At 61.9% G+C, this 20,057-nt stretch carries 18 protein-coding genes; 7 read left to right on the top strand and 11 right to left on the bottom strand.

Annotation, left to right across the window (positions count from 1 at the left end; all coding sequences use genetic code 11):
* Positions 1 to 165: 165 nt before the first annotated feature.
* From fba to tkt, 6 genes are all read right to left on the bottom strand, one after another.
* The gene (fba, locus tag J4E53_RS23100; protein WP_003177554.1) at positions 166 to 1,230 is read right to left on the bottom strand and encodes a class II fructose-bisphosphate aldolase; all 1,065 of its coding nucleotides are present in this window, start codon (positions 1,228 to 1,230) and stop codon (positions 166 to 168) included.
* A gap of 274 nt (positions 1,231 to 1,504) precedes the next feature.
* Positions 1,505 to 1,840, bottom strand: coding sequence for an MliC family protein (locus J4E53_RS23095; protein WP_103310280.1), 336 nt, complete (start codon positions 1,838 to 1,840; stop codon positions 1,505 to 1,507).
* A 56-nt stretch (positions 1,841 to 1,896) separates the two neighbouring features.
* Complete coding sequence (locus J4E53_RS23090) at positions 1,897 to 2,121, bottom strand: hypothetical protein (RefSeq protein ID WP_103310282.1); 225 nt, start codon at positions 2,119 to 2,121, stop codon at positions 1,897 to 1,899.
* A gap of 31 nt (positions 2,122 to 2,152) precedes the next feature.
* The gene (locus tag J4E53_RS23085; protein ID WP_060740249.1) at positions 2,153 to 3,316 is read right to left on the bottom strand and encodes a phosphoglycerate kinase; all 1,164 of its coding nucleotides are present in this window, start codon (positions 3,314 to 3,316) and stop codon (positions 2,153 to 2,155) included.
* Between the two features lie 24 nt (positions 3,317 to 3,340).
* On the bottom strand, positions 3,341 to 4,396 hold the full coding sequence (epd, locus tag J4E53_RS23080) for an erythrose-4-phosphate dehydrogenase (RefSeq protein ID WP_060740248.1): 1,056 nt from the start codon (positions 4,394 to 4,396) through the stop codon (positions 3,341 to 3,343).
* A 151-nt stretch (positions 4,397 to 4,547) separates the two neighbouring features.
* A complete protein-coding gene (gene tkt, locus J4E53_RS23075) occupies positions 4,548 to 6,545 on the bottom strand; it encodes a transketolase (protein WP_060740247.1) in 1,998 nt (665 codons plus the stop codon).
* A 310-nt stretch (positions 6,546 to 6,855) separates the two neighbouring features.
* On the opposite strand from tkt, the gene J4E53_RS23070 reads away from it, so the two are divergent.
* Both J4E53_RS23070 and metK read left to right on the top strand, forming a co-directional pair.
* Positions 6,856 to 7,851, top strand: a complete 996-nt coding sequence (locus J4E53_RS23070; RefSeq protein ID WP_092176560.1) for a metalloregulator ArsR/SmtB family transcription factor — start codon at positions 6,856 to 6,858, stop codon at positions 7,849 to 7,851.
* A 19-nt stretch (positions 7,852 to 7,870) separates the two neighbouring features.
* Positions 7,871 to 9,061, top strand: coding sequence for a methionine adenosyltransferase (gene metK, locus J4E53_RS23065; protein ID WP_060740245.1), 1,191 nt, complete (start codon positions 7,871 to 7,873; stop codon positions 9,059 to 9,061).
* 224 nt (positions 9,062 to 9,285) lie between these two features.
* Here the strand turns inward: metK and J4E53_RS23060 are convergent, their stop codons facing one another.
* Positions 9,286 to 9,906, bottom strand: coding sequence for a LysE family translocator (locus tag J4E53_RS23060; protein ID WP_060740244.1), 621 nt, complete (start codon positions 9,904 to 9,906; stop codon positions 9,286 to 9,288).
* A 206-nt stretch (positions 9,907 to 10,112) separates the two neighbouring features.
* Here J4E53_RS23060 and ligB point away from each other — a divergent pair, with 206 nt between their 5' ends.
* On the top strand, positions 10,113 to 11,786 hold the full coding sequence (gene ligB / locus J4E53_RS23055; protein WP_103310284.1) for an NAD-dependent DNA ligase LigB: 1,674 nt from the start codon (positions 10,113 to 10,115) through the stop codon (positions 11,784 to 11,786).
* A gap of 90 nt (positions 11,787 to 11,876) precedes the next feature.
* Positions 11,877 to 12,272 carry a DUF1090 domain-containing protein gene (locus J4E53_RS23050; protein WP_060740242.1) on the top strand — a complete coding sequence of 132 codons (396 nt, stop codon included), beginning with the start codon at positions 11,877 to 11,879 and terminating at the stop codon, positions 12,270 to 12,272.
* A gap of 48 nt (positions 12,273 to 12,320) precedes the next feature.
* On the opposite strand, the gene J4E53_RS23045 is transcribed toward J4E53_RS23050, so the two are convergent.
* Positions 12,321 to 12,770, bottom strand: coding sequence for a cytochrome c (locus tag J4E53_RS23045; protein WP_060740241.1), 450 nt, complete (start codon positions 12,768 to 12,770; stop codon positions 12,321 to 12,323).
* Positions 12,771 to 12,895: 125 nt separating this feature from the next.
* Between J4E53_RS23045 and J4E53_RS23040 the strand changes: the two genes are divergently transcribed.
* Positions 12,896 to 14,083 carry a murein transglycosylase A gene (locus J4E53_RS23040; RefSeq protein WP_060740240.1) on the top strand — a complete coding sequence of 396 codons (1,188 nt, stop codon included), beginning with the start codon at positions 12,896 to 12,898 and terminating at the stop codon, positions 14,081 to 14,083.
* 153 nt (positions 14,084 to 14,236) lie between these two features.
* On the opposite strand, the gene J4E53_RS23035 is transcribed toward J4E53_RS23040, so the two are convergent.
* Together J4E53_RS23035 and J4E53_RS23030 are read right to left on the bottom strand one after the other, a co-directional pair.
* Positions 14,237 to 14,620, bottom strand: a complete 384-nt coding sequence (locus J4E53_RS23035; RefSeq protein WP_060740239.1) for an MAPEG family protein — start codon at positions 14,618 to 14,620, stop codon at positions 14,237 to 14,239.
* A gap of 38 nt (positions 14,621 to 14,658) precedes the next feature.
* Positions 14,659 to 15,492 carry an EamA family transporter gene (locus tag J4E53_RS23030; protein WP_103310285.1) on the bottom strand — a complete coding sequence of 278 codons (834 nt, stop codon included), beginning with the start codon at positions 15,490 to 15,492 and terminating at the stop codon, positions 14,659 to 14,661.
* 206 nt (positions 15,493 to 15,698) lie between these two features.
* On the opposite strand from J4E53_RS23030, the gene J4E53_RS23025 reads away from it, so the two are divergent.
* The gene (locus tag J4E53_RS23025) at positions 15,699 to 16,859 is read left to right on the top strand and encodes an MFS transporter (protein WP_060740237.1); all 1,161 of its coding nucleotides are present in this window, start codon (positions 15,699 to 15,701) and stop codon (positions 16,857 to 16,859) included.
* A 246-nt stretch (positions 16,860 to 17,105) separates the two neighbouring features.
* Complete coding sequence (locus J4E53_RS23020) at positions 17,106 to 19,049, top strand: patatin-like phospholipase family protein (RefSeq protein ID WP_103310287.1); 1,944 nt, start codon at positions 17,106 to 17,108, stop codon at positions 19,047 to 19,049.
* A 38-nt stretch (positions 19,050 to 19,087) separates the two neighbouring features.
* Here J4E53_RS23020 and J4E53_RS23015 read toward each other — a convergent pair whose 3' ends face one another.
* On the bottom strand, positions 19,088 to 19,969 hold the full coding sequence (locus J4E53_RS23015) for a formate/nitrite transporter family protein (protein WP_060740236.1): 882 nt from the start codon (positions 19,967 to 19,969) through the stop codon (positions 19,088 to 19,090).
* Between the last annotated feature and the right edge of the window lie 88 nt (positions 19,970 to 20,057).

Raw genomic sequence — 20,057 nt, 5'->3', positions numbered from 1 at the left:
GTGGGGCAAAGACCTTTTGGTTACTTTTGGGGCGTTTGCCAAAAGTGACCCGCCGTAAGGGCGGAACCATAAGCCGCCGTTACCCAAGAAACGGATATACACACAAACCCCACCCATAAAAAAACCCGCATCACTGCGGGTTTTCTCACACCACTGAAGGAAGCCTTAGTTAACCTTGGCGTTCAACTCACCCTTCAAATACCGCTGATACATCGCTTCCAGCGAGATCGGCTTGATCTTCGAAGCATTACCGGCAGTCCCAAACGCCTCATACCGCGCAATGCACACATCACGCATGGCCGTCACAGTAGCGCCAAAGAACTTACGCGGATCAAACTCACTCGGGTTGGTCGCCATCAAACGACGCATGGCACCGGTAGAGGCCAGGCGCAGGTCAGTGTCGATGTTGACCTTGCGCACGCCGTACTTGATGCCTTCGACGATCTCCTCAACCGGCACGCCGTAGGTTTCCTTGATGTCGCCGCCGTACTGGTTGATGATCGCCAGCCACTCTTGCGGTACCGAGGACGAACCGTGCATCACCAAGTGGGTGTTGGGGATGCGCTTGTGGATTTCCTTGATGCGGTCGATAGCCAGCACGTCGCCGGTAGGTGGCTTGGTGAACTTGTAAGCGCCGTGGCTGGTGCCGATGGCGATGGCCAGGGCGTCGACCTGGGTTTTCTTGACGAAGTCCGCCGCTTCTTCCGGGTCGGTCAGCATCTGGCTGTGGTCCAGCACGCCTTCGGCACCGATGCCGTCTTCTTCACCGGCCATGCCGGTTTCCAGCGAACCCAGGCAACCCAGCTCACCTTCCACGGAAACGCCGCAGGCGTGGGCCATGGCCACGGTCTGCTGGGTAACGCGGACGTTGTATTCGTAGTCGGTCGGGGTCTTGCCGTCTTCGCCCAGGGAACCGTCCATCATCACCGAGCTGAAGCCCAGTTGGATGGAGCGCTGGCAGACGTCCGGGCTGGTGCCGTGGTCCTGGTGCATGCACACCGGGATGTGCGGGAATTCTTCGATCGCCGCCAGGATCAGGTGACGCAGGAACGGCGCGCCGGCGTATTTGCGGGCACCGGCCGAAGCCTGGACGATCACCGGAGAGTCAGTCTTGTCAGCGGCTTCCATGATGGCGCGCATCTGCTCAAGGTTGTTGACGTTAAAGGCTGGAACGCCGTAGCCGAACTCGGCTGCGTGGTCCAGCATCTGACGCATGCTGATAAGTGCCATTGTGTCTCTCTCCCGGTCGAGGGTCGTTAATCGTGCCAGCCTGCCGGAGCGGCGGCGGCTATTCAAGTCATTGCGGATCGGGGGTTGGCCCGAGCTGCGTGTTCGGTATCGCTAAACCCAAATACTGACGCGATCCCTGTGGGAGCGAGCTTGCTCGCGATGAGGGCGGTACATTCAACATCACTGTTGCCTGGTACACCGCTATCGCGAGCAAGCTCGCTCCCACACTGGATCTGCCCCCACATTTGGATCTGTGTGGATCAGTTCAATCGTATTACTGCGCCTTGCAACCACGCCCAATCAAGTCATTGGTGGCGACCCAGTAAACCAGGCCTTCCTCACCCTTGACGTGAAAGGCCAGCATGTCATCGCTGTACAGCGAACCTTCAGCACCCGGTTCAAGCTTGAGGCGATAAACCTTATCGGCGCCGCCCAGGCGTACATCGACTTCCTTGCGGGCGGCATCGGTGTAGCGCCAGAGCACTTTGGCCTCGCTGTCACAGGTCCAGCTCGTCCAGCCCTCTGCAACGGGCTCGGACGACTGCAAAAAACCCAGTTGCGAACAACCGGCCAGCAATGCCAACGCCATAACGGCGATCAAGCCTTTCATCCGTGTTCCTCGACGGACGGCACACGCCGCCTGCCATGAGTTAAGAGTCAGACCCGTCAAGGACAACCATGTTCCTTGGCCGGGGTTTGCGTCTCGTATTTGTCCAGGCCATCCGGTCCGGAACGCTTGTTCAGCACCGGATTCGTCTCGGCCTGCCAGTCGGCCTGGTAACAGCCTTCTTCGGGCGTCGGCGTGTCGGTTTGCGGGGCCGGAGCCTGCGGGCTGCTCGAGCAAGCCACCAGCATCGTTGTCGCCAGCAGCAACGTGAACGTCTTGACCATCAGAACACTCCTTTGCCTGGTCAACGCAGCCTCAGGCCTTGGCCCGGCTTTCCAGGACTTCCACGGCCGGCAACACTTTGCCTTCGACGAACTCGAGGAATGCGCCGCCACCGGTGGAAATGTAGGAGATCTGCGCGGCCACGCCATATTTGTCGATGGCCGCCAGGGTGTCGCCACCACCAGCGATAGAGAACGCGGAGCTTTCGGCGATGGCCTGGGCCAACACCTTGGTGCCGTTGCCGAACTGGTCGAACTCGAACACGCCGACCGGGCCGTTCCACAGGATCGTCTGGGAGGATTTCAGCAATTGGGCGAAGTTGGCTGCGGTTTGCGGGCCGATGTCGAGGATCATGTCGTCGTCGGCCACGTCGGCCACCAGCTTGACGGTGGCCGTCGCGCTTTCAGCGAATTCCTTGGCCACGACCACGTCCACCGGCAACGGTACGCTGACCTTGGCGGCGATTTCCCGGGCGGTGTCCAGCAGGTCCGGCTCGTACAGGGATTTGCCGACCGGGTGACCGGCGGCGGCGAGGAACGTGTTGGCGATGCCGCCACCGACGATCAACTGGTTGCACACCTGGCTCAGGCTGTTGAGCACGTCCAGCTTGGTGGAGACCTTGGAGCCGGCCACAATGGCGGCCATCGGCTGGGCCGGCGAGCCCAGTGCCTTGCCCAGTGCGTCCAGTTCGGCCGCCAGCAACGGGCCTGCGGCGGCGACTTTGGCGAATTTCGCCACGCCATGGGTCGAACCCTCGGCGCGGTGAGCGGTGCCGAAGGCGTCCATCACGAATACGTCGCACAGGGCGGCGTATTGCTGGGCCAATTCGTCGGCGTTCTTTTTCTCGCCCTTGTTGAAGCGCACGTTTTCGAACAGCACGACATCACCGGCCTTCACATCGACGCCGCCCAGGTAGTCCGCGACCAACGGCACGTCGCGGCCCAGGGCACGGCTCAAGTAATCGGCTACCGGCTTGAGGCTGTTTTCCGCCGAGAACTCGCCTTCGGTCGGGCGGCCCAGGTGGGAGCAGACCATCACGGCCGCGCCTTTTTCCAGGGCCAGCTTGATGGTCGGCAGCGAAGCCAGGATACGCGCGTCGCTGGTGACAACACCGTCCTTGACGGGGACGTTGAGGTCTTCGCGGATCAGTACGCGCTTACCTTGCAGATCGAGGTCGGACATCTTCAACACGGTCATGGGTCGCAATTCCTGGGTAACTGTTTAGAGAGCAGGTTTTTTCGAAGCGGTTTGCAGGTAATGCTCGGCAACGTCCAGCATTCGGTTGGCAAACCCCCATTCGTTGTCGAACCAGGCCAGGATGTTCACAAGCCGCGGCCCGGAAACACGGGTCTGGCTGGCATCGACAATGGCCGAATGAGGGTCATGGTTAAAATCACAACTGGCGTGAGGCAACTCGGTGTAAGCCAAGAGGCCTTTGAGCGGGCCGCTGGTGGCGGCTTCGCGCAGGATCCGGTTGACCTCGGTGGCGTCGGTATCGCTCACGGTCTGCATCGTGATGTCGAGGCAGGACACGTTGACCGTCGGCACCCGCACGGCTTTGGCCTGAATTCGCCCGGCAAGTTCCGGCAGCAGCCGTTCGATGCCGCGCGCCAGACCAGTGGACACCGGAATCACCGATTGGAACGCCGAACGGGTGCGGCGCAAGTCCTCATGGTGGTAGGCGTCGATCACTGGCTGGTCGTTCATCGCCGAGTGGATCGTGGTGATCGACACGTATTCCAGACCAATGGCCTGGTCCAGCAGGCGCAACAGCGGCACGCCGCAGTTGGTGGTGCAGGACGCGTTGGACACCAGCAGCTCTTCGCCGGTCAGGCAATCCTGGTTCACACCGTAGACGATGGTGGCATCGACATCCGCTTCGCTGGCCATCGGCTGGGAGAACAGCACCCGAGGCGCGCCGGCCGCGAGAAAACGCTGGCCGTCTTCGCGGGTGTGGTAGGCACCGGAACACTCGAGCACCAGATCGACACCCAGGGACGCCCAATCGATGCCTTCGGGGGTGGCGCTGCGCAGCACTTTCACGCAGTCGCCATTGATATGCAGACAATCGCCCTCGACCCGCACTTCACCGGGAAACCGGCCGTGGGTGGAGTCAAAGCGTGTCAGGTATTCGATGCTGGCCATGTCGGCCAGGTCATTGATCGCCACGATCTCGAAATCGGCCTTGGCCCCTCGCTCGAACAACGCACGCAAGACGCAACGACCTATCCGGCCGTAGCCGTTGAGTGCAACTTTGTAGGGACGCGGTTGGGGCATGGGGTTCTCGGTTACCGTGGTGAATCCTTCAGTCCAGTATTGCCTGGGCCACCGCTATCGCGAGCAAGCTCGCTCCCACAGGGCCGGTGAAAATCCTTGTGGGAGCGAGCTTGCTCGCGATAGCGTCAGCCCGGACGACGCAACTTTCGGATCAGTCTTCCAGCAGCTCTTCAGCCTGACCCAGGATGTTTTCCAGGGTGAAGCCGAACTCCTCGAACAGCGCCGGCGCAGGTGCCGATTCGCCGTAGGTGGTCATGCCGATCACGCGGCCTTCCAGGCCCACGTACTTGTACCAGTAATCGGCATGGGCAGCCTCGATGGCGATCCGCGCGCTGACTTGCAGCGGCAACACCGCCTGCTTGTAGCCAGCATCCTGGGCATCGAACACGCTGGTGCACGGCATGGACACGACGCGTACGTTGCGGCCCTGCTCGGTCAGCTTGTCGTAGGCCTGGACGGCCAGGCCGACTTCGGAGCCGGTGGCGATCAGGATCAGTTCAGGCTCGCCGATGCAGTCCTTGAGCACGTAGCCGCCGCGCGTGATGTCGCCGATCTGGTCGGCATCGCGGTTCTGGTGCTGCAGGTTCTGACGGGAGAAGATCAGCGCCGATGGGCCGTCGTTACGCTCGAGGGCGTATTTCCAGGCCACCGCCGATTCCACGGCGTCGCAGGGACGCCAGGTGTCCAGGTTCGGCGTGCAGCGCAGGCTTGCCAGTTGCTCGATCGGCTGGTGCGTCGGGCCGTCTTCGCCCAGGCCGATGGAGTCGTGGGTGAACACATACAGGATGCGTTTTTTCATCAGCGCCGACATGCGCACGGCGTTGCGGGCGTATTCCATGAACATCAGGAAAGTGGCGCCGTAAGGTACCAGGCCACCGTGCAGCGCAACGCCGTTCATGATTGCGCTCATGCCGAACTCGCGAACGCCGTAGTACATGTAGTTGCCGCTGGCATCTTCGGCGCTGACGCCTTTGCAGCCTTTCCACAGGGTCAGGTTGGAACCGGCCAGGTCGGCCGAACCGCCCAGCAGTTCCGGCAGCAGTGGGCCGAAGGCGTTCAGGGTGTTCTGGCTGGCCTTGCGGCTGGCGATGGTTTCGCCCTTGGCGGCGACTTCAGCGATGTACGCCGAGGCTTTTTCGGCGAAGTCGGCCGGCAACTCGCCGCTGAGGCGACGCACCAGCTCGTTTGCCAGCGCGGGGAATTCGGCGGAATAGGCAGCGAAACGCTGGTCCCACTCGGCTTCGAGCGCACGGCCCTTTTCCTTGGCATCCCATTCGGCGTAGATGTCGGCCGGGATTTCGAACGGGCCATGGTTCCATTTCAGCGCAGCGCGGGTCAGGGCGATTTCCTCGGCCCCCAACGGTGCGCCGTGGCAATCTTCCTTGCCTTGCTTGTTCGGCGAGCCGAAACCGATGGTGGTCTTGCAGCAGATCAGGGTCGGCTGGGCGCTTTTGCGAGCGGTCTCGATGGCGGTCTTGATTTCTTCCGGATCGTGGCCGTCGACGTTGCGGATCACCAGCCAGTTGTAGGCTTCGAAGCGCTTGGGGGTGTCGTCGGTGAACCAGCCTTCGACTTCGCCATCGATGGAGATGCCGTTGTCGTCGTAGAACGCGATCAGCTTGTCCAGGCCCAGGGTGCCGGCCAGGGAGGCGACTTCATGGGAAATGCCTTCCATCATGCAGCCATCGCCCAGGAACACGTAGGTGTGGTGGTCGACGACGTTATGACCTGGGCGGTTGAACTGCGCTGCCAGGACTTTTTCCGCCAGGGCAAAACCCACGGCGTTGGCCAGGCCCTGGCCCAACGGGCCGGTGGTGGTTTCCACGCCTGGGGTGTAGCCGTATTCCGGGTGGCCCGGGGTGCGGCTGTGCAACTGGCGGAAGTTCTTCAGGTCATCGATCGACAGGTCATAGCCGGTCAGGTGCAGCAGCGAGTAGATCAACATCGAACCATGGCCGTTGGACAGCACGAAGCGATCACGGTCGGCGAACGAAGGATTGCTCGGGCTGTGCTTGAGGTAGTCGCGCCAAAGCACCTCGGCGATATCCGCCATACCCATGGGGGCACCGGGATGGCCGCTGTTGGCTTTCTGCACGGCATCCATGCTGAGGGCACGAATGGCATTGGCACGCTCACGACGGCTGGGCATCGCTGTTCTCCTGCGGGTATTGAATCGAGAATGAATAAAACGAAACTGAAAAAGGCGAGCATTTTCCCTCACCCACCCGCTCCGGGGCAATGACAGATAGTCATCCTTGAGCGTTTTTCCGGTGGATAAAGTCGCATTCGCCGGGTGAAACCTTTCCGCTGATGGCCTGTAGAGTCAAGCACGGAGTGGGAAGTGCCATTTATCAACCAATATCAAAACTTTTTGATATTGAACTTGCGATGATTCAAACCCCTCACTAGACTGCCTCACTGAAACGGACCGCCCCACTCATGAAACAGACGGCCCCACGATGAACCTGCCCGCGCCCTCCATTCGTCACGACGACTGCGATGAGCTGGCGGCCCTTTGCAAGGCCGGCGGCGATCCGTTGCGGCTCAATGTATTGCGCGCCCTGGCCAACGACTCGTTCGGCGTGCTGGAACTGGCGCAGATCTTCGGCATCGGCCAGTCCGGCATGAGTCACCACCTCAAGGTCCTGGCCCAGGCCGACCTGGTGGCGACCCGCCGGGAAGGCAACGCCATTTTCTATCGTCGCGCCCTGCCCCACACCGACCTGCTGGGCGGCAAGCTGCACGCGGCGCTGCTGGACGAAGTGGACGCACTGAGCCTGCCGACCGACGTGCAGGCTCGCATCACCCAGGTTCACGGGCAGCGGGCGGCCGCCAGCCAGGACTTCTTCGCACGGGTCGCCGAGAAGTTTCGCGCCCAGCAAGATCTGATCGCCGGCTTGCCGCAATACCGTGAAAGCGTGGTGGCGCTGCTCGACAAATTGAGCTTCGAGCCTGCGGCCACGGCGATCGAAGTCGGCCCCGGCGATGGCGCCTTTCTGCCGGAGCTGGCGCGGCGCTTCAGTCAGGTGACGGCACTGGACAACAGCCCGGCCATGCTCGAACTGGCGCGCCAGGTGTGTGAGCGCGAGGCCCTGGCTAACGTGCGCCTGCAACTGGCCGATGCACTGGATGGCATGAGCCTGCAGGCCGACTGCGTGGTATTGAACATGGTGCTGCATCATTTCGCCGCGCCGGCCGATGCACTCAAGCACATGGCCCGCCTGCTGCAACCGGGCGGCAGCCTGCTGGTGACCGAGTTATGCAGCCACAACCAGAGCTGGGCCAGGGAAGCCTGCGGCGACCTCTGGCTCGGCTTTGAACAGGACGACCTGGCCCGCTGGGCCACCGCAGCGGGCCTCGTGCCCGGGGAAAGCCTCTATGTAGGCTTACGTAATGGTTTCCAGATCCAGGTTCGCCACTTTCAGCGACCCACTGGCGACACTCACCAACGGTAACTTGTAGGAAAACATCGAGATGAGCGAATACTCCCTTTTCACCTCCGAGTCCGTGTCTGAAGGGCATCCGGACAAAATCGCCGACCAGATTTCTGATGCGGTGCTGGACGCCATCATTGCTGAAGACAAGTTCGCCCGCGTGGCGTGCGAGACTCTGGTGAAAACGGGCGTGGCGATCATCGCTGGCGAAGTCACCACGTCGGCCTGGGTCGACCTGGAACAGATCGTTCGCGACGTCATCCTGGGCATCGGCTACAACAGCTCCGACGTCGGCTTCGACGGCGCAACCTGCGGCGTGATGAACATCATCGGCAAGCAGTCCCCGGACATCAACCAGGGCGTTGACCGGGCCAAGCCTGAAGACCAGGGCGCAGGCGACCAGGGCCTGATGTTCGGCTACGCCAGCAACGAGACCGACGTGCTGATGCCGGCCCCGATCACCTTCTCGCACCAGTTGGTTAAACGCCAGGCCGAGGCCCGTAAATCCGGCCTGCTGCCGTGGCTGCGCCCGGACGCCAAGTCCCAGGTGACCTGCCGTTACGAAGGCGGCAAGGTGGTCGGTATCGACGCCGTCGTCCTGTCGACCCAGCACAACCCCGAGGTGTCCTATAAAGACCTGCGCGAAGGTGTGATGGAACTGATCGTCAAGCACGTGCTGCCTGCCGAGTTGCTGTCCAAGGACACCCAGTTCCACATCAACCCGACCGGCCAGTTCATCATCGGCGGCCCGGTGGGCGACTGCGGCCTGACCGGTCGCAAGATCATCGTCGACAGCTATGGTGGCATGGCCCGTCACGGCGGTGGCGCGTTCTCCGGCAAGGATCCATCGAAGGTTGACCGCTCGGCCGCCTACGCCGGTCGTTATGTCGCCAAGAACATCGTGGCCGCCGGACTGGCCGAGCGCTGCGAGATCCAGGTGTCCTACGCCATTGGCGTCGCCCAGCCTACGTCGATCTCGCTGAACACCTTCGGCACCGGCAAGATCGGCGATGACAAGATCATCAACCTGGTCCGCGAAGTGTTCGACCTGCGTCCATACGCCATCACCACCATGCTTGACCTGCTGCACCCGATGTACCAGGAAACCGCCGCCTATGGTCACTTCGGCCGTACGCCAGAGACCAGGACCGTCGATGGCGATACCTTCACCACGTTCACCTGGGAAAAAACCGACCGCGCGGACGCCCTGCGCGCCGCTGCCGGCCTGTAACACCCGCGTGTAAGGAAAAGCCCCTGGCGACTGGGTCGTCAGGGGCTTTTTCATGTCAGGTGCTTGACTACTCAGAGTGCAAAGTCATGCCTGGTTCTTGTGGCGGGAGAATTTATCTGTGGGAGCAAGGCTTGCCCGCGATGAGGACAACGCGGTCCCTGCGGTAACGAGGCGCCTGTATCGCGGGCAAGCCTTGCTCCCACAAAATCCCCTCGTCATGGCGCTCAAGAGCGCCGTGCCACCAGCAAAAACGAAGCCGCACTGGCGAGCAGCCCCGCACACATCCGATTGAACAGGCGTTTGCCACTGGGCCGGGCGAACAGCCGCCGCGCGTAAATGCCCATGTAGCAATACAACCCGATGGCGATGCACTCCAGCGCCAGGAACAAGCCGCCCAGCACGGCGAATTGTTGGGTGACGGTACCTGTACGGTCTACGAATTGCGGCAGGAACGCAGTGAACAACAAAATTGCCTTCGGATTACCAATCGCCACCAGGAACTCCTGGCGCGCCAGGCCGGCCCGGGTCATCGATGCGAGCCCGGCTTCGCTGTCGGCCTCGGGCCGGGCCCGCCACAACTGCACGGCCAGATAGAACAGGTAACCGGCACCGACGAGCTTGATCCCCAGGAACAGCAGCTCCGATGTGTGCAACACGGCGGTGAGCCCCACCGCAGCCAGGGCGATCATGATCGCAAACGCCAGCAACCGACCGACGCCACCGCTGCACGCCCGGACGAAGCCATAACGCGAGGCGTTGCTGATGGAGAGCAGGTTGTTCGGCCCCGGCGCCATGTTCAGCGCAAAGCAGGCCGGAATGAAAACAGCGAGTGTCGGCAGGTCCATTCGGGCGTTCCAGGCAGAGGTGGATCGAAGGCTCATTCTGCACCGGTCATTGAGGGGTTCAAGGGACAGTTGCGTGACGAAATCCTGCGGGACTGTACCGCCGCGACTTTGCCACCAGGCGCCGCAAAATCCGGTAACGCTCCGCCCCTCGCAACAACCGGGACGCTGACTAGCCTTCAGATACTCAACCGAGCAAGGATGCTTCGATGCCACCGTTCCTCTATGCCCTCGTCTGCCTCGTATTCATTGCCCTCCCCGCGCTAGCCGCACCCTGTCCCGACTGGCCCGCTGAACGGGCCCGGGCGGAGATCGCCGCACTGCAACAACAAATCGACACCTGGGACGACCGTTACCACCGCCTCGGCCAGTCGCTGGTGGCCGATGAGCTTTATGATCAGTCCCGCACACAGCTGGGCCAATGGCGCCGCTGCTTCGATCTCGCGGCGCCCGACAATCCCCTGCGCTCAGCGGGCGGAAAGGTGCGGCACCCCATCGTCCATACCGGCCTGGAAAAACTGAAGGACGCCGACGCCGTGGAGGCCTGGCTGCTCGGTCGAGAGGACGTCTGGGCGCAACCGAAAGTCGATGGCGTGGCGGTCTCCCTGGTTTACCGCACGGGTCGCCTGCATCAGGCGATCAGCCGCGGCGATGGCGTCCTGGGGCATGACTGGACCGCGAGTGCGCACCAGATCGGCGCCATCGCGCAGCAACTGCGCCAGCCCGTGGACCTGGTCGTCCAGGGCGAGTTGTACTGGCGCCTGGACGCCCATGTCCAAGCCAGCCACGGCAGCCTGAATGCCCGCGCAACCGTGGCGGGCTTGATGGCGCGCAACAATTTGACGGCGCAGGAGGCATCCTCCATCGGCCTGTTTGTCTGGGACTGGCCTGAAGGGCCCGGCACCCTGCCAGAGCGGATGGCCGCGCTGAACGCGCTGGGTTTCGCTGACACCCACGACTACAACCAACCTGTCCGGACACTGAGGGATGCCCAGCGGTGGCGCGACCACTGGTATCGCACGCCGCAGGCCTTCGCCAGTGACGGGATCGTCCTGCGCCAGAGCCGCCGTCCACCCGCCGACCGCTGGCAGGCCAGGACGCCGTTCTGGAGCGTGGCCTGGAAATACCCGTATGCCCAGGCCCTGGCCGAAGTGCGCAAGGTGCGCTTCAAGGTCGGGCGTACCGGGCGCATCACCCCTGTGTTGGAACTCGAACCGACCCTGCTCGACGACCGGCGGATTCGCCGGGTCAGCGTCAGTTCCCTCAAGCGCTGGGAGGAGATGGACATCCGTCCCGGCGATCGGGTTGCCATCAGCCTGGCCGGGCTGACCATTCCACGCCTCGACGAGGTGGTGCTGCGCAGCCTCGAGCGCCAGGACGTCAATGCCCCCACGGCAAGCGATCACCACTTCTTGAGTTGCTGGCAAGCGACGCCCGGCTGTGAAAGCCAATTCCTCGCCCGCCTGAACTGGCTCAGCGGCAAGCACGGGCTCGCCCTGGCCCATGTCGGCCCCGGCACCTGGGAAAAACTCCTGGCTGCCGGCAGGCTTCACGGATTGTTGGATTGGTTGACCCTCGATGCCGCCGAGCTTGCTAACATTGACGGCTTCGGCGAACGCACTAGCGCGCGCCTGCTCGCCAGCCTCGACAGCGCCCGGCAACGCCCTTTCGGGCAATGGCTCAAGGCCTTGGGCCTGCCACCCATCGGTGAGGCCCGGCTGGAAGGGCCGTGGCAGGCGCTGGCCGAGCGCAGCACCGAACAATGGCAAGCCGAAGTCGGCATCGGAGCGGGACGCGCCGCGCAATTGAGCGCCTTTTTTCGCGACCCGCAGGTGCTGGCCTTGAGTGACGTATTACGCTCCGCCGGGGTCGACGGTTTTTAATCCGGCCCCCGTGCGGTTGAACCCAAGGGGCGAACATGCGTTCCAACAGCGCATCTGTACCGACCGCTCGCGATTTTTTACGGAGTTGCTATGAATTTCCTGTCCCCCGTTGCCCTGTTGGTCTTATGCAGCGCCATGGCCGCCCCTTTGCTGGCGGACGAACAAACCCCGGAACTCACCGGCTGCGCGGCCAAGCGCCAGGGCATCATCAACCAGATCGAACTGGCCAAGTCCCGTGGCAACCAGGACCAGCAGGCAGGCCTGGAAACCGCATTGAGTGAAGTCACCACCCATTGCACCGATGCGTCCTTGCGCAAGGAGCGTGAAAACAAGGTACTCGATGCCAAGCACGAGGTCAGCCGGCGTCAGGCCGACCTGGAAAAGGCCATGAAGAAAGGCGACGCCGAGCGGATCAACAAACGCAAGGACAAGCTGGCAACCTCCCGTAAGGAGTTGCAGGAAGCGGTGGATGAGTTGGATAAGTGAACACCCGATCTGTAGGCGCTGGCGAAGCCTGCGATCCTTCAAGGCATGTCAATAATCCCGAAACTCTTTATGACAGGCACTGCACGCATCTTCGACCTTCTGCACCGCCGGCCCCAGGTAACTGGCCCTGTAAGGCTGGACTTTGCTGGCGGTCACCAACTCACCGGTGGCCGCTTCAAGGTTGCGGGCCAGTTCCTGAAAGCGTGCCTGTTTTTGCCAGACGTCATCCCGGGCGCTGGTGTGGTCTTGCTCGCGCACTTGCGGGAAGTGCTTCCACGGCTCATGGGACAATTGGTCCAGTTGCGCCGCGCCCTCGGCGAAACGTGCGCCATCGAACGGGACTCGGCCGCGCAACATGCCGCCCAGCTCTTCATTGGTCTTGAGCATCTGCTTGAAAATCGTCTTGCGCTGGCCCAGGGGAGAATTGGGATCGACGCCGCCACAGGCGGACAACATCAGGCAGGCCAGCACGGCCATGGAAAATCGTTTTACAAACATCTTGGCCTCGGGGCAGGAAACGGCGGTTAGTATCCTCGGGTCATCGGTAAAGACCAATGCCCCTATCAACAATACGGGTTGTTCGAGCGCCTGACAGCGCCCGAATGGCTGCAAAGGAAATCTTCATGAACAGCCGCATCAAGCCCTGGCACAAAGGCCTGGCATTGACCCTACCGCTGATCGCACTGTTGGCCGGTTGTAACCGCGGCGAAAAGGTCGAAGAGCCTCAGACCCACGCCCTCGCCACCTATGTCAGCGCCCCCTGGGAGGCGCTGCCGGCGGTGTCCGATGCAGACCTGCTGGCCGGTTTCGGTTCCTGGCGCAGCGCGTGCACCCGGCTCAAGGCCGATGCGACCTGGGGTCCGACCTGTGCGGCAGCGGCCAACGTGCCGCAAACCCCACAGGATGTACGCAACTTCCTGAAACAGAACCTGGACGTCTATGGCCTGCGCTCGGGGGACAACAGCCCCAACGGCCTGATTACCGGCTATTACGAGCCGGTCTACCCCGGCAGCCTCACCCAGACCACCACGGCGAATATCCCGGTCTACGGTGTACCGGAGGACATGATCATCGTGTCGCTGGACAGCATCTACCCTGAGCTCAAGGGCAAACGCCTGCGCGGCCGCCTCGAAGGCCGGGTGCTCAAGCCGTACGACGACGCGGCCACCATCGAGACCAATGGCGTGAAGGCGCCGGTCATTGCCTGGCTGACCGATCCCATGAACCTCCAATTCCTGCAGATCCAGGGTTCGGGACGCATTCAACTGGCCGATGGCCGCCAACTGCGCATCGGCTATGCCGACCAGAACGGCCATCCCTACCGCCCCATCGGACGCTGGCTGGTCGAACAAGGCGAACTCAAGAAAGAAGACGTGACCATGGGCACCATCAGTGCCTGGGCCAAGGCCAACCCGAACCGCATTCCCGAATTGCTCGCCAGCAACCCCAGCTACGTGTTCTTCAACCGCAACCCCGACAGCAACGAAGGCCCACGAGGTTCGCTGAATGTACCTCTGACCGCCGGCTACAGCGTGGCGGTGGACCGCAAGGTGATTCCGCTGGGCAGCCTGTTGTGGTTATCCACCACTCGCCCCGACGGCAGCGCCTTGAACCGCCCCGTCGCCGCCCAGGACACTGGTGGTGCGATTACCGGCGAAGTGCGGGCGGACCTGTTCTGGGGCACGGGTGAAGCGGCAGGCCAACTGGCCGGGGACATGAAACAGCAGGGGCAGATCTGGATGCTCTGGCCCAAGGGCATGGTGTTGCCGCAAGTACCTCAGGTGGCGAATGCGGTGACCGCCAACCCTTGAGAAATGGATTGAGGGTACAGGCCCCATCGCGAGCAAGCTCGCTCCCACAGTCGATCGCCAGTGGACACATATCTTGTGTGCGGCTAGATCCAAGTGGGAGCGAGCTTGCTCGCGATAAGGCCAGTACAGACGCCGACGATTCAGCCGCCAGGCTCAAATCGAAACGAAGAAGAAACTCGCCACCAACCCTACCCCCACGAACCACACCAGCGAACGCAGAATCGCCCAGTCCGCCAGATAGCAAATGATGTAGAGCAGGCGGCTGGTGATGAACAGCACCGCCAGCACGTTGATGGTGACCAGTTCGGCGTTGCCGGCCAGGTGCGCGACGATCACGGCGGCGGCGAAAAACGGGCTGATTTCAAAGCTGTTCAGTTGCGCCGCGTAGGCACGCCGGGGAGCGCCTTCGAGCGAGTCCAGAAAATCCCGGGGGTCGTGATTATCCTGCAACCGGTATTTCCCACCGGCCTTGGCGATCCCGATACACAGGTAAGGCAGGAGAAAAGCAATCAACACACACCACAGGGCAACCGTCATACCGCACTTCCTTTTTGAGTTTTATAGAGAGTCGAGCGTCAGGCTTTCATCACCAGCATGCCAATCAGCACCAGCCCGCAGGCTAAGAGCCGCGGCAAGCCAAAAGGTTCTTTCAGGTAGCGCATGCCGAACAGCACCACCAGGATCACGCTGATTTCCCGCAACGCCGCCGCTTCGGCGATCGAGCCCAGTTGCATGGCCCACAGCACCAGAGCGTAGCTGAACAATACGCAGAATCCGACCGCCAACCCCAGCCGCCACTGCTCGTGCCAGAACCGCATGAACGCCGGCCGTTTGCTCACCAACGCCAGCACGGGGAAGGGCCAGGCGCTGAGCAGCGTGACCCAGACCAGGTAATCCAGCGGATGGGACCAACGCCGCAGGGCATGGCCGTCGATAAAGGTGTAGCAACCGATGCACAGGCCGATCAACGCCACCACCGGCAACATCGACCACGGCAGCCGATCGCCGCCACCGCCCTGCCACAACAGGCAAAGCATGCCGAACGGGATCAGCAAGATACCGATGACCTGCTGGGTCGTCAGCGCTTCACCGGCGAAAATAAACGTCAGGGCCAGCACCACCAGCGGCGACAGGCCACGCATCAGTGGATACACCAACCCCAGGTCACCGACCCGATAAGCCTGGATCAGCAAATAGCGGTACAACAGCTCGAACGCCGCCGAGGCCAGGATCCACGGCCAGATCTCCAACGGCGGCAATGCCACGAAACCCAGGGCCAACGCGACGAACAGCAAGGCGACGCTGTCCATGCACGCCACCACCAGCAAACGCTCGCCACTGAATTTGATCAGCGTATTCCACGCCGCATGCAACAGCGCCGCTACCAACACCAAGGCCGTCGCAAGCACGGCACGCTCCTTGTCTTCTCCCCGCCCCTACGATCAGCGGGCTCATGAATTGATTCGCGATCGTTTATACTTCAAGCCGATCACGCCGCACTCAGTTGCGCATAAGCCAATTCCAATAATTCTGCTGCTGCCAAGTTCACTAGAACCGGGCGCCGGCATGCGTATGCCTGATCCGGGCGTCAAGACTACAGACAGAGACCTTGCGCATGCCACTCGCCTTGCTTGCTTTGGCCGTTGCCGCTTTTGGCATCGGCACGACTGAATTCGTCATCATGGGGCTGTTGCCCGATGTCGCCCGGGACCTGGCCGTGAGCATTCCCCAGGCCGGGCTGCTGATCACCGGCTACGCCCTGGGCGTGGTGTTCGGTGCGCCGATCCTGGCGATCGGCACCGCCAACATGCCGCGCAAGGCCACGCTGTTGGGCATGACCCTGATGTTCATTCTCGGCAATGTGCTCTGCGCCCTGGCGCCGAACTACACCACGCTGATGGCTGCCCGGGTGATCACGGCGCTGTGCCACGGGGCGTTCTTCGGCATCGGCTCGGTGGTGGCCGCCGGGCTGGTGGCGCCGAACAAGCGGGCCCAGGCGATTGCCATGATGTTCACCGGCCTGACCCTGGCCAACGTGCTGGGCGTCCCGTTGGGCACGGCCCTGGGTCAATACGCCGGCTGGCGCTCGACTTTCTGGGCGGTCTCGATCATCGGCGTGATCGCGGCCATTGCCCAATGGGTCTGGCTGCCCAAGGAAATTCCCATGGACAAAGCCAACCTGGCCAGTGAGTTCAAGGTCCTGGGCAAGGCCAACGTGTTGCTCGCCCTGGGCATGAGCGTACTGGCCTCTACCAGTCTGTTCAGCGTATTCACCTACATCGCGCCGATCCTGCAGGACATCACCGGTGTCAGCCCCCACGGCATCACCGTCATGCTGCTGTTGTTCGGCGTCGGCCTGACGGCCGGCAGCTTCCTCGGTGGACGCCTGGCGGACCGGCGCCTGCTGCCTTCGCTCGTCGGCATGGCCCTGGCCGTGGTGCTGGTATTGGCCGCGTTCAGCCAGACCAGCCGGTCGGTGATCCCGGCGGCAATCACCCTGGTGCTGTGGGGCATCTTCGCCTTCGCCCTGTGCCCGATCCTGCAATTGCTGATCATCGACCAGGCCCACGAAGCACCGAACCTCGGCTCCACACTCAACCAGAGCGCATTCAACCTGGGCAACGCCGCCGGGGCCTGGATGGGTGGGTTGGTGGTGGCCAGCGGTGCCGACCTGGCGGATCTACCCTGGACCGGAGCAGCGGTCGGCGGCCTCACGGTATTGACCGCATTGTTCTTTATTCAGCGACAACGACGCTTGGCGGCAGTCGCTGTTTGAGGGCCTGAGAAATATGCCCTGCCCATGAGCGAATGGGCGACGCCTTCAGTAAGACTTAGCCCCCCAGCCATGCGAGCTGTTTTACCAGCCCTCCAGAAGCCTTGTTCCAGAGCGTTTCGCATTGACATCCGCCGGGTACTGCTTGTAGCCGGCGGATGTTTGTCCAATTGAGTCGCAACGAAATTAGCCTTCAGATCTTGCTTACAGTTCGGCCCCCTCCCTCCCGGGCACACGGAACGAACCAGAATGCTAGCAATCTCGCAATACACCCCCTCCCTTCACACGTTTGAAAACGCAGGCCAGCCCGCAAAGCAAGCCATCCCTGAACGCCCCCAACAATTGGCATGCGGCGCGACAGACCGGTCGATCACCCTCGTTCGAAATGAAGACGGTAGCGCTCAAGTCAGTATCAATCGGCCTCCCATCACAGAATTGGTGCTCAGTGGCGGTGGCGCCAAGGGGGTGGCGTATTCCGGCTTCGTCGATACGCTCGAAACCAACGGCATCATGGACAATATCAGAACGATTTCAGGCTCCTCTGCGGGGGCCATATCGGCAGCGTTGCTCGCCAGCGGCATGAATCATGCCGGCTTCGATAGGATTTCTGACGATATCCCTCTCATTTCCTTGCTCGACAGCACCAACGCTACTGTTCAAAAAATCCAGAACGGATTGTCGAAGCTGGGCGAGAAACTGGAAAAACTCCCGCTGGCGCAACTGTTGTGTGATTTGCTGCCACGCCTGGGTTCCAAAGGGATGCCACTGGAGAAACTGATCAGGGAGGAAGCTTGCACGTCGCTGTTGCAGCGTTGCAAAGAACACCCGGAGCCTCTTTCCGAAGACGCGCGACAAGCCGTTGCCAATGTGGAAAGGAACCAATACGTCACTTTTGCCGACCTGGCCGTCCTGAGCAAAGAGGTCCCGCAAATCAAATCCGTGGAAATCACCGGCACCGCCATGTTCGAGGAAGGCACGCAATTGGTGGTCTTCAGCGCGGACCTGACCCCCGATATGGACATTGCCGTGGCCGCGCATATCTCCGCATCGCTGCCGGTGGTGTTCAGCCAGCCGACCCTGCAAGGACAGCCGTTCCAAGCGGTGGGCACCACCACGGCATTTGCCGATGGCGGCATCCTGAACAACACACCGGTACCTGCCATCTACAACCCGGCCACCTCCATGAGCCCGATCCCGGACGGCGAGCCGTTGATTCTGGTATTCGAGGCTCAAGAGTCGGCCCAGGAAAGCCCGCGAGGCACGGGCATCTCGGCCCTGATCGATCGGGTGCTCAAGGCTCCCCACACAGCCAGCTCTGCATGGAATGCCGAACAACTGAAGCCCTTTGCCGACAAGACCGTCGTCGTGCCGCTGATAACCGATAAAGGCAATTACTCTGGCCTGGTGAGCGGAACGATCAACTTCAGCATGTCCAAGGAGACCAAGAACCATCTTCAGGAAGAACTGCGCAAGGCTGTTCAAACCCACGTGGACGAGCGCAACACCACGCAGCAGACCTTTTCGTTTGCCTCGGTCGAGGACGCCCTCCTGGCGTTGAGCGACAAGGACTTCGAGCCGCTGAGCATAGAACTGGAAGGCGACGAAGCCTGCGCCGAGGTAATCGCCTTCAGGCGCCACGCACTACTGGCGTTGACGCAATTGAAGGAAGCGATCCAGGCGGCCAACGAAACATCCTCCAAGCTTGAACCCACTTCACAAATGCAGAGCGCCATCTGGGCCCTCGACCAGCTTGCGGACCAGCCCGGCAAGCTGGATTGGTTGGCAAAACGCCTCAACCACGGCAATGACCCGGACTTCATGCAGTTCCTGCAGGCTGCCGCCGAATGGGACAGCGGCGCGACCGGCGCCATTTCCGAGGTGACCCGTCACGCCGTCGAGCAAATGCACCTGCACGACATTGGCACGCGCATCCATAACGTCGTGCAAAACGTGCTGAATCCCGCACGCTTTATCGGCGGCCAGCCCGATGCGAACATCAAGCTGATAAATGGGGTCATCCGGGACCTGCAGGACGTGCAAGATCCAAAGGCCTCCAAAAACTCACTGGAGCAGAAGATCGCGTTCAACAATTCACTCGAACGGGTCATCGCCAACTACAGGTCCCGCTACACGGGGATGCTCGATCCGGAGTCGACAACCCGCAAGACACTGCGCAACATGCAATTCAAATAACCGCCGCTCACGCCGGGAGCCAGGGATCAGGTTCCCGCCTACTCCGAATCGTTGCGCCGCGCAGGCTTATCTGGGCGTTTATCGTTGGGCAGGCCGACTTCGCTGCGGATCTGTGCATGGCTGATCAAAGCGAAGATGAAGCTACCGCCGACGATGTTGCCGGCCAGTGTCGGCCCGGCGAAGACCATCCAGAAGTCCTCCCAGGACAACTGGCCGGCGAACACCAGGTAGGACACTTCGGCCGAGCCGACGACGATGTGGGTGAAATCCCCCAGCGCCATGAGGTAGGTGATCAAAATGATGATCCACATCTTGGCGCTTTCCATGGACGGGATCATCCAGACCATGGTGGCGATCATCCAGCCGGAAATGATGCCCTTGGCGAACATCTGGCCGGTGTCGTTCTCCATGACCTTGCGGCCGATTTCCAGGAAAGCCTGGTCGGTGCGCGGGTCGAAAATCGGCAGGTGCAGCATCACGTAGGCCACCAGCAAGGTGCCGCACAGGTTGCCCACCAGCACCACCCCCCACAGCCGCAACAACCGACCGAAGTTGCCCAGCGTGGGTTTGCTCATGATCGGCAGCACGGCGGTCAGGGTGTTTTCGGTGAACAGTTGCTGGCGGGCCAAGATCACCGCGAGAAAGCCGGCGCAGTAACCGAAACTGGCGATCACCTTGAAGCCCTCGTGATCCGGCAACCGGGAGCTGAGCAAGCCCATCGCCATCAGCGACAGCCCCATGGTCAGTCCCGCCGCCAGCGCCGACCACCAGAGCGCGGCGATACTGCGCTCCAGCTCCAGATTGCCCTGGGTGCGGATGATTTCATGCAACACGGCCGCCCGCGGCGGCTGGTTACGGTCGACTTCGTGCTGCTCCTGGGCCGAAAGGTCAGGGGTCTTGCCGTCTTTGTGGGTGTCCATACAGCTCCTGAACCGGTGGCGTGATGTACCTACGACACGCGGCGTTCAGAGCTGTTCAGTGGCACCCCAAACACAAATGTGGGAGCGA

It is taken from the genome of Pseudomonas sp. FW305-28, assembly GCF_017351395.1.
Lineage (GTDB): Bacteria > Pseudomonadota > Gammaproteobacteria > Pseudomonadales > Pseudomonadaceae > Aquipseudomonas > Aquipseudomonas fluorescens_AA.
Note: the sequence above shows the minus strand (reverse complement) of the source record. Positions and strands in the feature narration are given on the sequence as shown.